Source organism: Bradyrhizobium sp. HKCCYLS1011 (genome assembly GCF_051167795.1).
Classification (GTDB): Bacteria; Pseudomonadota; Alphaproteobacteria; order Rhizobiales; family Xanthobacteraceae; genus Bradyrhizobium.
On sequence record NZ_JBNPTT010000012.1, the window covers coordinates 112,879 to 126,856 of the forward strand.

At 64.2% G+C, this 13,978-nt stretch carries 16 protein-coding genes; 8 read left to right on the forward strand and 8 right to left on the reverse strand.

What is annotated here, in order from left to right:
* Positions 1-27: 27 nt before the first annotated feature.
* The gene (locus ACQR1W_RS33220) at positions 28-333 is read right to left on the reverse strand and encodes a hypothetical protein (protein ID WP_008966983.1); all 306 of its coding nucleotides are present in this window, start codon (positions 331-333) and stop codon (positions 28-30) included.
* A gap of 155 nt (positions 334-488) precedes the next feature.
* The gene (locus ACQR1W_RS33225) at positions 489-1,760 is read right to left on the reverse strand and encodes an alpha/beta hydrolase (RefSeq protein ID WP_434854707.1); all 1,272 of its coding nucleotides are present in this window, start codon (positions 1,758-1,760) and stop codon (positions 489-491) included.
* A gap of 407 nt (positions 1,761-2,167) precedes the next feature.
* Between ACQR1W_RS33225 and ACQR1W_RS33230 the strand changes: the two genes are divergently transcribed.
* Together ACQR1W_RS33230 and ACQR1W_RS33235 are read left to right on the forward strand one after the other, a co-directional pair.
* Entirely contained in the window at positions 2,168-3,544 is a 1,377-nt protein-coding gene (locus ACQR1W_RS33230) for an APC family permease (protein ID WP_434854708.1), read from the forward strand.
* A gap of 1 nt (position 3,545) precedes the next feature.
* Complete coding sequence (locus ACQR1W_RS33235) at positions 3,546-4,781, forward strand: hypothetical protein (RefSeq protein WP_434854709.1); 1,236 nt, start codon at positions 3,546-3,548, stop codon at positions 4,779-4,781.
* A gap of 22 nt (positions 4,782-4,803) precedes the next feature.
* Here ACQR1W_RS33235 and ACQR1W_RS33240 read toward each other — a convergent pair whose 3' ends face one another.
* Positions 4,804-4,986, reverse strand: a complete 183-nt coding sequence (locus ACQR1W_RS33240) for a hypothetical protein (protein ID WP_008966987.1) — start codon at positions 4,984-4,986, stop codon at positions 4,804-4,806.
* Positions 4,987-5,093: 107 nt separating this feature from the next.
* Positions 5,094-5,438, reverse strand: a complete 345-nt coding sequence (yidD, locus tag ACQR1W_RS33245) for a membrane protein insertion efficiency factor YidD (protein WP_434854710.1) — start codon at positions 5,436-5,438, stop codon at positions 5,094-5,096.
* A 269-nt stretch (positions 5,439-5,707) separates the two neighbouring features.
* On the opposite strand from yidD, the gene ACQR1W_RS33250 reads away from it, so the two are divergent.
* Entirely contained in the window at positions 5,708-6,604 is an 897-nt protein-coding gene (locus tag ACQR1W_RS33250) for a hypothetical protein (RefSeq protein ID WP_434854711.1), read from the forward strand.
* A 39-nt stretch (positions 6,605-6,643) separates the two neighbouring features.
* Here the strand turns inward: ACQR1W_RS33250 and ACQR1W_RS33255 are convergent, their stop codons facing one another.
* The gene (locus tag ACQR1W_RS33255; protein ID WP_008966990.1) at positions 6,644-7,108 is read right to left on the reverse strand and encodes an iron-sulfur cluster assembly scaffold protein; all 465 of its coding nucleotides are present in this window, start codon (positions 7,106-7,108) and stop codon (positions 6,644-6,646) included.
* A gap of 185 nt (positions 7,109-7,293) precedes the next feature.
* Here ACQR1W_RS33255 and folE point away from each other — a divergent pair, with 185 nt between their 5' ends.
* From folE to ACQR1W_RS33280, 5 genes are all read left to right on the forward strand, one after another.
* On the forward strand, positions 7,294-8,004 hold the full coding sequence (gene folE, locus ACQR1W_RS33260) for a GTP cyclohydrolase I FolE (RefSeq protein ID WP_434854712.1): 711 nt from the start codon (positions 7,294-7,296) through the stop codon (positions 8,002-8,004).
* A 33-nt stretch (positions 8,005-8,037) separates the two neighbouring features.
* On the forward strand, positions 8,038-8,460 hold the full coding sequence (gene hisI / locus ACQR1W_RS33265) for a phosphoribosyl-AMP cyclohydrolase (RefSeq protein WP_434854713.1): 423 nt from the start codon (positions 8,038-8,040) through the stop codon (positions 8,458-8,460).
* A gap of 152 nt (positions 8,461-8,612) precedes the next feature.
* Positions 8,613-9,614, forward strand: coding sequence for a transglycosylase SLT domain-containing protein (locus ACQR1W_RS33270; protein ID WP_434854714.1), 1,002 nt, complete (start codon positions 8,613-8,615; stop codon positions 9,612-9,614).
* Positions 9,615-9,901: 287 nt separating this feature from the next.
* Positions 9,902-11,077, forward strand: coding sequence for a DUF2336 domain-containing protein (locus ACQR1W_RS33275; RefSeq protein ID WP_434854715.1), 1,176 nt, complete (start codon positions 9,902-9,904; stop codon positions 11,075-11,077).
* A 66-nt stretch (positions 11,078-11,143) separates the two neighbouring features.
* Positions 11,144-11,608: an L-2-amino-thiazoline-4-carboxylic acid hydrolase gene (locus ACQR1W_RS33280; RefSeq protein ID WP_434854716.1), complete on the forward strand. Its 465-nt coding sequence runs from the start codon at positions 11,144-11,146 to the stop codon at positions 11,606-11,608.
* 34 nt (positions 11,609-11,642) lie between these two features.
* Here the strand turns inward: ACQR1W_RS33280 and ACQR1W_RS33285 are convergent, their stop codons facing one another.
* The 3 genes from ACQR1W_RS33285 to ACQR1W_RS33295 form a co-directional block, all read right to left on the reverse strand.
* Positions 11,643-12,227 (reverse strand): Hpt domain-containing protein, encoded by a 585-nt coding sequence (locus ACQR1W_RS33285; protein WP_008966997.1) that lies wholly within the window; start codon positions 12,225-12,227, stop codon positions 11,643-11,645.
* Between the two features lie 123 nt (positions 12,228-12,350).
* Entirely contained in the window at positions 12,351-12,896 is a 546-nt protein-coding gene (locus ACQR1W_RS33290) for a response regulator (protein ID WP_035980560.1), read from the reverse strand.
* A 105-nt stretch (positions 12,897-13,001) separates the two neighbouring features.
* The gene (locus tag ACQR1W_RS33295; RefSeq protein ID WP_434854717.1) at positions 13,002-13,781 is read right to left on the reverse strand and encodes an NAD kinase; all 780 of its coding nucleotides are present in this window, start codon (positions 13,779-13,781) and stop codon (positions 13,002-13,004) included.
* Positions 13,782-13,978 lie beyond the last annotated feature (197 nt).

The following is a 13,978-nucleotide window of genomic DNA, read 5'->3' on the forward strand; positions in this document are numbered from 1 at the left end:
CGGCGGTCGCCACCCGTCGGCGCCGGCTCAATCGGCGATGCGGGTCAGCACCGCCTTGAAGGCGAGCCCCGGCATCTGCAGTGCCGTTCCTTCGAAATCGACCATGTCGCCGTTTTCCTGCCCGCTCAATGTCAGCGTCACCCTGTCGATCCCAAAAAGCGGCTTGAACGCGGGATCCGGATCGTGGCGCTCGGTCGAGACCTTCACCTGGATCGCCTTCGGCGTTGAGCTGTAACTACCGATGAAGGCGAAGGCCGAATTGCCGCCGCGAAGCTTGCCGCTGCAGGCATAGACGACGCCGGATCCGGTGCCGTGAACGGTGTGAAATTCCACCCTGTAAAGCCCATCGCGCAATGTTCGTCCCCAATATCGCAATCAAACAATGCTTCATCTTAAGGCGGGTGCTGATAGCGGACAATGCGCGGCGCCGATACTTCAAGCTGCCATCAACATCACTATGAGGCTTGCGGCCTCAGCCGCGCGCCGGCTCAGCGGTTGGTCGCCCTTGAACTACCAGCCGCAATGCGGATCGGCGGTTGGGCCGCCGCCATCTTCCCCAGCACATCCTCGATGGGATTGCGCGTCCAGGCCAGGGTGACGTAGTCCCGGTGGGTGACGCCTTCCGGCGTCTCGACAAACACCACGCTGCCGGGCTTGAGCGGCCCCTCCATGTCTTCGGAGATGGCGATCCCGCGATCCCGCAACGTCGCCATCAGCTCCTGGTCGTGACGGGCGGTGTAGTGCGTGTAGGACGAGATGAAGAAGCCGGACCGATTATGTTCGATCCAGCCCGCGAACTTGTCGAGCTGGCCGTAGACGGCATCGAGCAGCACGACACCACGGACGCGGTTCGTGACGCCGCCGACCTCGAGGCTCCAGGCGGTCGGCAGGAAGCCGCCGCTATAGCCGACGATCACGATCGGCATGGTCGCGAACGCCTTCGCTGCGGCGGGATCTCCGGTCAGCTGGGCGAGATTGCCCGCGGCCTCGTCCATGAAACGTTTGAAGCCGCCGGGCTGCCAGAACTTGCCGGCACTGGAATCGGCGGCGTCGACCGCCATTTGCGGCGCCAGCAACACCGCATTGACGCCGGAGTCGCTGATCTGTTGCGGCACCAATTGCCGGTCGCGGACGTCGCGTTCCAAGGTCGCGCCGTTGCCATGGAAGAACACCACGATCATGCCGGGTTTGCGGACGTCGAAATGTTCGGGGACGTGCACGAGCACGCGGCTGTCATTGTAGGTCTGGTCCTGCCAGTAGACGCGGCCCGAGAAACTGCGGTGGCCGCGCCGGTCGCCGCTGGTGACATTAAGGAAGGGGGCGTCCGAGGCCGGGTTGTTGCCGTAGTAAGGGAATGCCGAGGACTTCATGCTGACCAGCGTGGTCAGCGGCTCGCGAGACGGGCGTGTGGCGGGCCCTTGCGGCTCGAGCGAGGCGACCTGATAGGATGCCGGCTGCGCCGCGAAATCCGAGGGCCTATGGAGTTCGAAGCTTTCGGCAGACGACGGAAAGCGATCGCGGAACTGCGGTGCCGGGAAGCGCTCGTCGAAGCTTGCAGATTGTGCCGGAGTGGCATTGGCCGCCAGCGTGCCGGGGCTTGGCGCCCTGCCGCAATGGGCGAGCGGAAGCGACAGCAGCAGGGCAACGGTGGCGGAGATCGCACGGCGAGAAGAACTGGGGACGCTGCGCGCGCGCGCGCGAAACCGTTCCGCCCGGTGCACGTGGCGACAGGTCAGGCATTTCGGATTCGGTCCGAGCATCCGCCCCGACACCCCCCAAGTCCAACATGGCTACCAAAATCGCGACCTTCGGCTCCCTCACCAACTCTCTGGGCCGCCGCTGTTGAGGTCGCGTTACTCCTAAGCGCCGGAACAACCCCCGATATCCGGAGCTATCACTGTCGGTTGTGCGCCCTCGATGCGCCACAACCGCGCCATTCGTGCGACACAGCACGAGATCGTGTCGCGATTGTGGGACTGCACGGGCGGTGACGCAATGCCGTACGCTGCCGGGGCTGAATAAAGGTTTCCAAATACCGTTTTAGCTAGGCCATATTTAGTCCCCGTTAACCATGTTTGAATGGTTTGCCTGGAAACCTAGGGCCGGAGCTTAGGCGAGACCTTTGGGCCGGAGCGAAGGGAAGGGGCGTTGGGCGCCCCCATGCGACATGGCTGCATCCGAAACACACGATGCGTCCTGGCCCGGCCGGCTGCTCGAGAGCGCCGCTCCTTCGGTGTCCGTGCTGGTCGCCACTGCGATCGTCGTGGCCGACATGATCGGCGTCGGCGTCTTCACCAGTCTCGGCTTCCAGGTGAAGGATATTCCTTCCGGCTCTTCCATCCTGCTGCTGTGGGCGATCGGCGGTGTCGTGGCGCTGTGTGGCGCCTTTTCTTACGCCGAGCTGGGCGCCATGTTTCCGCGTTCGAGCGGCGAGTACAATTTCCTCTCGCGCGCCTTTCATCCGGCGCTCGGCTTCATGGCCGGCTGGGTGTCCGCAACGGTCGGCTTCGCGGCGCCGGTTGCGCTCGCGGCGATGGCGTTCGGCGAATATGGCAGGGCCGTCTTCCCGGGCGCACCGTCGTTAGTGCTCGCGGTCGGCGCGGTCTGGCTCGTCACCGCGGTGCAGCTTCGCGGCATCAGGCTGTCCTCAAGTTTTCAACTGATTTCGACGCTGCTGAAGGTCGGGCTCATCGTCGCTTTCCTGGTCGCAGGCTTCACAGTCTCCTCTCCGCAGCCTGTGAGCTTTGTCCCCTCAAGGGCCGATATCGGCTACGTCATCAGTGGACCGTTTGCGATCGGGCTCGTCTTCGTGATGTACGCGTTTTCCGGCTGGAACGCCGCCACCTATATCACCGGTGAGCTGCATACGCCGCAACGAACGCTGCCGCGGGCGCTGCTCGCGGGCACTTTGATCGTGCTTGCGCTCTATGTCGCGCTGAATGCCGTGTTCCTGCTTGCCGCGCCGATCGACAGGCTGTCCGGTCAGCTGCAGGTCGCAAGCATCGCCGGCAGCTACATCTTCGGCACCGCCGGCGGACGCATCGTTGCCGGCATGATCTGCATCGGTCTGGTGCCTTCGATCGCGGCGATGATGTGGATCGGTCCGCGCGTCTTGATGACGATGGGCGAAGATGTTCCGGCGCTCTCCTTGTTTGCCCGCAGGTCGCAGAACGGCGCGCCGGTCTACGCGATCCTGTTCCAGCTCGCGATCGCCAATCTCATGCTGTTCACCGAGAGCTTCGAGGCCGTGCTCGATTTCATCCAGTTCGCGCTGCTCGCGTGTTCGTTCCTCACCGTGCTCGGCCTGTTCAAACTACGCGTCACACGGCCGGAGCTGCCGCGGCCCTATCTGGCGTGGGGGTACCCGCTGACGCCTTTGCTGTTCCTGCTCGTAACCGGCTTCATGATGTCCTATCTGTTTGCGGAGCGGCCGCTGCAGGCCGGCCTCGGCGCGGCGGCGATGATGTCCGGCGTCCTGATCTATCTCATCGCTCACAAGCGGCCGGGCCGGAGCGCCGCGACAGCATTGCCAGGTGCAGATTGAGATGTCGCGATTTGCCAATATGCTGATGCAGGCAGTGTGGATCGCTCTTCTGACGATCGGCTCTGCGCTTGCGCAAACGGCCACCCCCGATGACACCGCGCGGGTCCTTGCGGGAATGCAGCCCTCGGCCGGCTCGCCACTGGCTGCCCTGACGCAGGATCCGTCGTGGCAGCGCCACGCAAAATTCTTCGATCACGCGTTCGGCGAGCTGCAGCAGGGTCAGCTTGCGAAGATACATGCCTGGTCGGACACCAATCTCGCGGCGCCGCGGCCGACGATGTTCTATTTTTTCTCCGGACCGGATTTTCTGTACGCAGACGCATTCTACTCCAAGGCGACCACCTATGTGATGGCCGCACTCGAACCGACCGGCCCGATACCCGACCTGACACGGCTGCCGCGTGGCAGCGTGGGTCCGGAGCTTTCCTATGTCGAGCGCTCGCTGCAATCGATCCTGAGCTTCTCGTTCTTTATCACCAAGCAGATGAAGGTCGACCTGCACGAGGGCGACATCGATGGCAGCTTGCCGCTGCTCTACGTTTTCCTGGCGCGGAGCGGCAAGACGGTCCACGATGCGGGGCTGATTTGGCTCGACGACAATGGCGGACTGCATGAGGCGGCCGAACCGCCGCCACCAAATGCCACGCGCGGGGCGCGCATCACTTTCGCCGGCAGCGATGGTGTGGAGAGGACGCTCTATTACTTCTCGACTGACCTCTCGAATTCCGGCGTCAAGACCAGCGGCTTCCTGAAATTCTGCGAGCCGCTGGCGCCCGGCAACAGCCTGCTCAAGAGCGCATCCTATCTGCTGCACTCCGGCAATTTTTCGGTCGTACGCAGCTGGCTCTTGAAGAACAGCGCAAGCATCGTCCAGGACGATTCCGGAGTCCCGCTTGCCAGCTTTGGTTCAAAGGCTTGGCGGCTGTTCCCGTTCGGGCGCTATGCCGGTCCGATCGACAAGTTCCCCAGTATGTATCAGTACGGCTACGCCGACCTGTTCGAGCGTGCCGAGCCGCTGGAGTTCGGCATCGGCTATCGTTGGCGCACGCGGGAATCCAATCTGCTGCTCGCGGTCAGGCTGCCAGCAGCAGATGCGACATCGTCGGCTGAAGCCATGCTTCCGGCCGAACCGGCTTACCAGCCTGCGCGTGCGCGGCGGGGGCCGAGGCCACCGGAGCCGATCCCGGCTTACCCACCGCCACGGCGCGGCGGATTCTGGTTCTGGCCAGGGTGGTGACGAAAAGGTCTTTGGGAAAGCCTCACCAATGCGTGCTCTGGCTGGGGACGATGAAGTCCGTGCTGCTTGGGGGCAGGGCAGTGGAGTCGTCGAGATAACGCCATGCAGCAACGATCACGATCAGCAAAGCGGCGATGGCGATGAGATCGATCTGTCTCGCGTCGCGGTTGCCGGGCCAATGTTTGGGGCTGATTTTCCAGCGCATTGTTGTTTTCCTCCCAGCGGGAAGTATCAACTTAATGCGAACGAAACAGCGAGGTTCCGCCTACCGTCTCGCGACCCGAGGTGCGCCGCAGCAGAGAGAAGATAGAATCAGCTCTCGGCGTTGACGCCGCGCCAGCGCGCATAGCGCCAGGGCAGATACCAGGTTGCGCCTGCAGGCGCGGTCTGCGGAACATTGTCGATTCCGGAGGTGCCGAACGGCTGACAGCGCAGCAGCCGCGCTAAGGTCATCCAGCCGCCGGCCCACAGGCCGAACCGCTCGATGGCTTCGTCAGCATAGGCCGAGCAGGTCGGCAGATGACGGCAGTTGTACCCGACCAGTGGCGACAGCGTGTGCCGATAGATCCAGATCAGCCCGTGGGCCAGGCGGCGCGGCAAACGGGACAGCGCCGCCGGCACCTGGTGGACGTGAGAATGAGAACATGCGTGCTTCATGGGCGGATGCTGGAGTGGTGGGCGGAGCGCTGCACGGTTCCTGAGCGGGGAACCCGTGCTCGCGCATTTTTGTGCCAAGGTGATGCAACTATCACACGTTTTTCGGCGCAGTGCAGCGACACGTACCTGGACGGTGGGGAGTTGCCCGGATAGTTTTTCCTGACGACGGTATGACAGAATAATAATGCATTGAGGCAAAGCTTGCCACGACTTGACTGGCCACGCATCACACGGCGCGTCTTGGATCTGAGGTTGGGTAGGGGGAACAATTGGAGGTGAAGCTGCTGCGGTCGCGACTATTGCGCTGGACGCTTCTCGGCGTCGCAGCGATCGGAACCGCGCTCGGCGGCGCGATCCTCTCATTTTCCAACAGCGCCCATGCCGGGTCCTCGCTTGAGGAGCGCAAACTTCCGATGCGCTTCGGCTGGGTCGCCTGCGAGCCGAATTGCGGCTGGATCAGCGCCGTCGGGATCATCACCGGCGATAGCCCGAAGGACTTCGAGGATTTCGCCAGAAGCCGCGATCTGAGCGGCGCCACCGTGGTGCTGGATTCGAGCGGCGGGTCGGTCAATGACGCGATCACGCTCGGCCGTCGTTTCCGGGACCTGAAGCTGCGGACCACGGTGGGCATCAGCCTTCGCGCCCGCCGGCCGGGCGAATCGGCGCGCATCGCGCCGGAGGCCTATTGCGAATCGATGTGCGTGTTCCTGCTGCTCGGCGGCACCACGCGCTACGTGCCGGATCGGGCGCATGTCCGCGTGCATCAGATCTGGATGGGCGATCGCGCCGATGACGCCAAGGCCGCGAGCTATTCGGCGCAGGACATGATGATCGTCGAGCGCGATATCGGCCGCCTTGCCAAATACACCTTCGACATGGGCGGCGCCGGCGATCTCCTGTCGCTCGCCCTCAACGTGCCGCCGTGGGAGGATCTGCATGAGCTGTCGCGCGGCGAACTCGGGCAGACCAACCTCGTGACCACGGAGGTCGCCGCCGACGTGCTGCCGCAGGCCAAGCCGGCAATTCCGATGGCTGAGCTTGCGCCGAAGGGACAGGAGCGCTTCGCTCCGGCAGCCGACCAAGGCGACAAGCCGTCGGCCAAGTCGACGCGGACCGCGGAGGCGACGGCGACGAACAGCACGGGCGCAACGACCCCGGCACAATAGCCGGCCTTCGACCCGGCGCCATCGAGCGCCGGGATCATATCAGCCCTGAGCGGCCGCCGGCTCTCTGCCTTCTGTCGCTTTCGCCTCGATCTGGTTGATCGCATCGACTACGGCGTCGAAGGTCAGCAGGGTCGAGGCATGGCGCGCCTTGTAGTCGCGCACCGGTTCGAGCAGCGCGATATCGGCCCATTTGCCCTGCGGCGGCGCGCCGTTCTCCTTCAGCATCTTGCGCACGGTTTCGCGCAACTCGCGCAGCTCCTGCGCGTTGGAACCGACGACGTGGCGCGCCATGATCGAGGAGGAGGCCTGTCCCAGTGCACAGGCCTTCACGTCATGGGCAAAATCGGTCACGACCGGCCCATCCATCTTGAGGTCGACCTTGACCGTCGAGCCGCACAGCTTGGAATGAGCGGTGGCGCTGGCATCCGGGTTGTCCAGCCGTCCGAGCCGCGGAATGTTGCCGGCCAGCTCGATGATTCGCTTGTTGTAGATGTCGTTCAGCATGTGCCTTCCGTCCCGGAATACCCATGTAAGGCGGCCTTGGCGGGCCGGTTTCATCGCCCTATATTGGGACTATATGGAAACGATTGGCGGAAAAACCAGCCATATCCTTCAGGCGTCCGGCGCCAAGGCGCCCCGTCTGCCGGTGACACTCCGGTCGGATTGCCGACCGGTCGAACGGAGTTGAGATGGACGCTTTGATCAAAACCCTGCGAACCAACAAGCAAGACAACAAGGGACCCGAGGCGAAACTGCCGGAGGCCCGTCCCGCCGAGCTCGATCCGACGGAATTCCTTGCAGCCGCGGTGCGGGCCGATCGCGCGCGCCCTTCGCGCGCGGAAGCCGAAGCGGCCGTCTATACGCTGCTCAATTACATCGGCGAGGAGCCGACCCGCGAGGGCCTCCTCGACACGCCGCGCCGGGTGGTCGAGGCCTTCGACGAGCTCTATCAGGGCTATCACCAGTGCCCCGCCGAGGTGCTCGACCGCACCTTCGGCGAGACCGCGGGCTATGACGATTTCGTGCTGGTCCGCGACATCGAGTTCACTTCGCAATGCGAGCATCACATGATGCCGTTCTACGGCAAGGCGCATATCGCCTATACGCCGGTCGAGCGGGTCGTGGGCCTGTCGAAGCTCGCGCGGCTGACGGATATTTTCGCGCGTCGCTTGCAGACCCAGGAACATCTGACCGCGCAGATTGCGGCCGCAATCGACGAGGTGCTCAAACCCCGCGGCGTGGCCGTGTTGATCGAGGCGGAGCATACCTGCATGTCGGTGCGCGGCGTCGCCAAGCACGGCGCCATGACCTTCACCAGCCGCTTCACCGGCATGTTCCGGGACAATCCGGCCGAGCAGGCGCGCTTCCTGTCCATGGTGCGTGCGCCACAACGTTACTAGTGCCAATGCGTTGGCAGGCTTTCCGGGTTCGCGATGTCAGATCATAATGAGCGCGAGGAGGGGCTCTCCTTCCAGCCGCGATTCGACGCCTCCGGCCTCGTCACCTGCGTCACCACGGATGTCGCGACCGGCGAGGTGCTGATGGTCGCGCACATGAATGACGAGGCGCTGCGCAGGACGGTGGCGACCGGCGAGGCCTGGTATTTCAGCCGCTCGCGCAACGCCTTGTGGCGCAAAGGTGAGACATCGGGTCAGACCCAGCGCGTGGTCGAGATGCGCACCGACTGCGATCAGGACGCGGTCTGGCTGCGGGTCGAGCAGCGTGGGGCCGCCTGTCATACCGGCCGCCGCTCCTGCTTCTATCGCAAGGTGGAGAATGCTGGCGACGGCTCGGCGCGGCTCGCCTTTGTCGACGCCGAACGGCTGTTCGATCCCGCCGAGGTCTATCGCAAGTAAGCCAATGCCCTCCCTGCGCGCGCCGCGGCCGCTCGGTCATTGGCCTGCTGTGAGGGCAATCTTAACTCCCCGTTAACCATACCCGTCGCAGTTTGCCGGACATTTCCGGCGCGTTCGTCTGCCAAGATTCTCTGCGAAAAGCGGGTCACCTGATGTCGGTCGACGCATCCAATTCCTCATCCACCGGAGTCCTCGATACGGTCCGGGCGCGAGTCGCCGGCGCCATCAAGCAGGCTGCCGATACGGTCGGCACCAGCTTTGAATATCTGTTGTCGACCGCGAAGATGGAGTCGGATTTCAATCCGAGCGCGGGCGCTTCGACCTCCTCGGCGCGCGGCCTGTACCAATTCATCGACCAGACCTGGCTCGGCACCGTGAAGGAGGCAGGTCCCCAGCTCGGCTACAGCGACTATGCCGATTCCATTACCAAGACATCGTCGGGCGACTACACGGTCAGCGATCCCGCGATGCGCCAGTCGATCATGAAGCTGCGCGACGATCCGAAGGCGGCATCCGCGATGGCTGCTGCATTGACCCAGTCCAACAGCTTCCAGCTCACCGGCATGATCGGCCGTCGGCCGAGCGATGCCGAGCTCTATATGGCCCATTTCATGGGGGTCGGTGGGGCAGCCAGGCTGATCACCAGCGCGCAGGACAGCCCACAAGCCTCCGCTGCGCGGCTGTTTCCGAACGCCGCTGCCGCCAATCGCCCCATCTTCTACGACCACGACGGTCGCGCCCGCAGCGTGTCCGAAGTCTATTCGGTGCTGACCACCCGCTATTCCGGCGCGGCCAACTCGTCGACAACGCGCGGCGCGCTCGCGCTTTATGGGGGCTCGTCATCCACCCCTGGCGGCTCGAGCACGCTGCCGGCGACGGATACGGCGACCTTCCTGTCGATGTTCCCCGACGTGCGCAACTCCGCGCAGGCCGCAACCACCACCGCTGACAATGCGAGCACGGGTAGCGCTTCCGCCGATCCGATGTTCCGCTCGCTGTTCCAGGTCGACGGTCAGTCGCCGCAGGTCGTGTCATCCTCAGTGCGCGAATTGTGGGGCACCTCGCCCGCTGCCAGCACCTCGCCGGCCGGGCAGGGCAGCGGCGCGCGCCCGCTTGATCTGTTCAGCGATCCCAACGGGACATTCTCCGGCTGACGCCCGCGAATCGGCCGCATCCCTCGTCATTTCGGCAGCTGCGTTTTCGCTGACGGCCCTGCGCTGCCCGGCGTACCAGGGTGCGCGAGCTGGTCGCCCTTTGCCCGTATTAGTGCGTAGAAGTGACGGTCTTCTGGTATTTGGATACAGATAAATGCGGCTGATTTAACAAAACATCAATAATCCCAGTCACTTATGGTGAACGCTTTGTTAAGCGTCGTGGTTTATTTTCGGTGCTGTTGAGACCAGGTCGGTCTCATTGGACAGTTGCGTAAGCCGGAAAGACCATGATCGTTCGGCAGTTTCTTAGTTGGGTTAGGACAGCACCCGCCGGTGAGCGGGCCGACGCCACCCGGGCCCTGGCGCGGGCCTGGTTGATCTCGGACCTTACGGATGAGGATCGGGGCGCCGCCGAAGGCGCGCTGCTGATGCTCTTGGACGATCCCTCGCCGCTGGTGCGGCAGGCCATGGCCGAGGTCTTTGCCCGGTCGAACGACGCTCCGGCCGCCATCGTTCAGGCGCTGTCGTCCGACCAGCCCTCGGTCGCAGCGCCGATCCTCGAACATTCGCCGCTTCTCATCGATGCCGACCTCGTCGACATCGTCGCGACCGGCAATTCGGACACGCAATGTGCGATCGCCCGGCGCATCAAGGTGCCGGCCCCGGTGTGCGCCGCCATCGCCGAAGTCGGCAGCGCCGCGGCCGCGCTCGAGCTGATCGAAAATCCCTATGCCGAGCTGGCGCCCTTTTCCTGGGATCGCATCGTCGAACGTCACGGCCATCTTGCCGCGATCCGGGAAGCGATGCTCGTGCTCGACGACCTGCCGGCTGCGACGCGCGCCGCCCTGGTCGACAAACTCTCCGAGACCTTGGCGCAGTTCGTCGTTGCCAAGAACTGGCTCAGCGCCGACCGGGCAGGGCAGGTCGCCTGCGAAGCGCGCGACCGTTCGACCATCAATATCGCCTCGCGCTCGCGCGGCGAAGAGCTGCGCGGCCTGGTGCAGCATCTGCGAACGACGTCGCAGCTCACCGCGGGCCTGATCCTGCGCGCGCTGCTGTCCGGCAATGTCGAGCTGTTCGAGACGGCGTTGTCCGAACTCGCCGACCTGCCGCGCGCGCGGGTGTCCGGCCTGCTCAAGGACCGCGGCACGGCAAGCCTGCACGCGCTGCTGCGTCGGGCCGGTATTCCGGAGACGACCTTCGATGCCTTCCGCGTCGCGCTCGACGCCTGCCACGAGACCGGTTTTGCCGATACGGCGAGCGGCGCGGCGCGGCTGCGGCGGCGGATGGTGGAGCGGGTGCTCACCCATTGCGCGACGGATCGCGACGCGGCCGAGCCGCTGCTGATCCTGCTGCGCCGGTTTGCCACTGAGTCCGCGCGTGAAGAGGCTCGTATGCTCTGCGACGAGGTGATGGCCGAGGATTTCGTTGCCGGGATCGAGTTCGGGCTGATCGCAGCCTAAGCAATCGAGCCCGGCACGGCCGCGCTGGAGCTGCTATCATCCTCCCTCAAGACCAGGGAGGATGCCATGGGCGTTTCCGTGATCGAGCAGGCCAGGATTCAGGCGCAGGTCCTCGTGCCTCTCATCAAGGTATTGCAGGCGGAGCTCGGCGAGGCGCGCGCGAATGCGCTGGTGCGAAAGGCGCTCGGGACGCATTATCGCGCGCAAGGCAAAGCGTTCCGGCGGACGCGGCGCGAGAACGACCTGGGACAGGCGATGGCGTCGGCATTCGCGACTTACGCGCGCGAGGACGCGCTCGACTATCAGGTTGTCGAGCAATCGGCGGATAGCTACGCGATCGACGTCACCAGATGCCGCTACGCCGAATTCTACCAGGAATTGGGCGAGCCGGAGCTAGGCTTCCTGCTGGTCTGCAGCGCAGACTTCGACATGATCGAGGGATTCGGCTCGGACGTGGATCTGGCGCGGTCGCAGACGATCATGCAGGGCGCGCCCCGTTGCGACTTCCGCTACAAGCGATCAAGCGACTGATCGGGAATGGCCGTCGTGCCGTTCGGAGGCCAGCTCAGGGCTGATCGCCGGGCACGATGCTCGGCGCCAGCAGCGCTTCGAGATGTTCAGGACGATCGCGGTTGACGTGGATCAGATATTCGTCGGCAACCTTGCGCAGCTTGCGGCTGAGCTGGCGGGCCACGGTGACGCTGTCGAGCTTGGTGTGATCGTGCACGATGGCGTTGACGGCGTTGATATGATGCGTGAACAGCTCCGGCGGCACCCTGTCGAGATCCGGCGCGTGCTCGATGATCCGGCACAGGCTGTCGGCGGCTGCACCGGCTGACGGATAGCCGAAGGTCGCTGCATCGCCCTTGATGTCATGGGCCGCACGAAACAACTCGTCGCAGGCCTCCTGGTGGAAGCCGTCCTCCAGGATCATCGCGTAAGCCTTCGACAGACGTTCGGCTTCCACGACCATCCAGGACTTGAACTCGCCGGAGAGGTCCGCAAGTGCGGCTTCCGCACGGGCGACGGGATCGTCGAGATCCTTGTCGTCGGCGTGGCGCAGCACCTTCTTCAGCGGATTGGGCTGGGTGATGACGTGATGATTGGCATAAGCCGTGACTTCGACCGCCGGAGCTTTCTGTTTCGCCATCGGAATTTCCTGCGCTGCGTCTTCCAAGAACGCGTTCGACTGCTCGTACCCTGATATCTGAGTTACGCCGACGCGGGAGCGCCGATTCCCAGTTTGCGTTAATGAGCCCTCACTGGTTCAGCGCTAAACCGCGGAACGCGCTTTATCCAGAAGTGACGGTTGCTGCACGATCTCGGCTTCGCCGCCGACGCGGCGCTCGGGGCCGATATAGGCCGTATTGGTGTTGCGGCGACGATCCGGACCGAAATAGGTCTTGGTCTTGATGAAAGGCCGGGGATTGGCGACCACGTTGAGGATGCGCTGATAGAGGCCTTTGGCCGAGATCGGCTTGGCCAGGAATTCGGTGACGCCGGCGTCCCGCGCCACGGTGACGCGGCGCTTCTCGGAATGTCCAGTCAGCATGATGATCGGCGCGTAAGGATTGCCCTTGGCTTCCGGCTGGCGGATCATCTGCGCCAATTCGAGGCCGTCGAAGATCGGCATCGCCCAGTCGGTGATGACGATGTCCGGGACGTAGTGGGTGTACATTTCGAGCGCGGTGGCGCCGTCCTCGGCCTCATAGACCTCGCGCGCGCCGAACGAATGCAGCAGCGTCCGCAGGATGCGCCGCATGTGCGGATTGTCGTCGCAAACGAGGAAACGCAGCTTGTTGAAATCGATGCGGTACATTGAGCCGGCCTGCAGGGGTCACCGGTTGAGGCGGTAGACCTGCATTAACCATAAAGGTTTGCGGGTTAAGGAACGGTTGCTGCCGGCCAGGAAAGCGGCTTACGCTCAATAGCCGAATTGCTCGCGCAGGATACGCTCTTCCAGGCTGTGGCCGGGATCGAACAGCATCCGCATCGAGATGGTCTTGTCGGACAGCACCTCGACGCGGCGGACGTCGCGCACCTCGTCGTGATCGGCAACGGCCGCGACCGGACGCTTGTCGCCCTCGAGCACCTCGATGATCACATAGGCGGTGTTCGGCAGCAGGGCGCCGCGCCAGCGCCGCGGCCGGAAGGCGCTGATCGGTGTCATTGCCAGCAGCGCCGCATTGATCGGCAAGATCGGGCCCTGCACCGAGAGGTTATAGGCCGTGGAGCCCGCCGGCGTCGCAACCAGCACGCCGTCGGCGACCAGCTCAGGCATGCGCTCGCGCTCATCGACCAGGATGCGCAGCCGCGCGGCTTGGTAGCTTTGCCGGAACAGGGCGACCTCGTTGATGGCGTGGTGGATGTGAACGGTGCCGTTCACGTCGGTTGCGCGCATCAGCAGCGGATGGATCAGGGATTCCTGCGCCGCGCCCAGCCGTTCCCGCAGGTCCACGGTGCTGAACTCGTTCATCAGGAACCCGACCGTGCCGCGATGCATGCCGTAGATCGGCTTTCCCGAACGCATGTGGTCGTGCAGGGTCTGCAGCATCAGCCCGTCACCGCCGAGCGCAACCACCACATCGGCCGTGGCGGGATTGCAATTGCCGTAGAGCTCGGCGAGCTGCTTCAGCGCAGCCTGGGCCTCGGCGCTCGGGCTCGCGACAAAGGCGATCCGATCATAGTGCTTGGGCGTTGTCATGCAGTCGCGAGGCTCAATTGGTCGGCTTTTGGCGGTACGGAGTTTCGTCTAACCGACCTTGGCCTCGGTTGTCGAGATGACCGGCTTGCGAATCGTTGTTTCACGACCATCGGGCAGTATTGCGTGGCCTGCTGGCCGGGAATGAGGCTGGGTTGCGGAATGTTGGGCTGCCCAGGGTGCGAGGCCGGTGGCGGCGC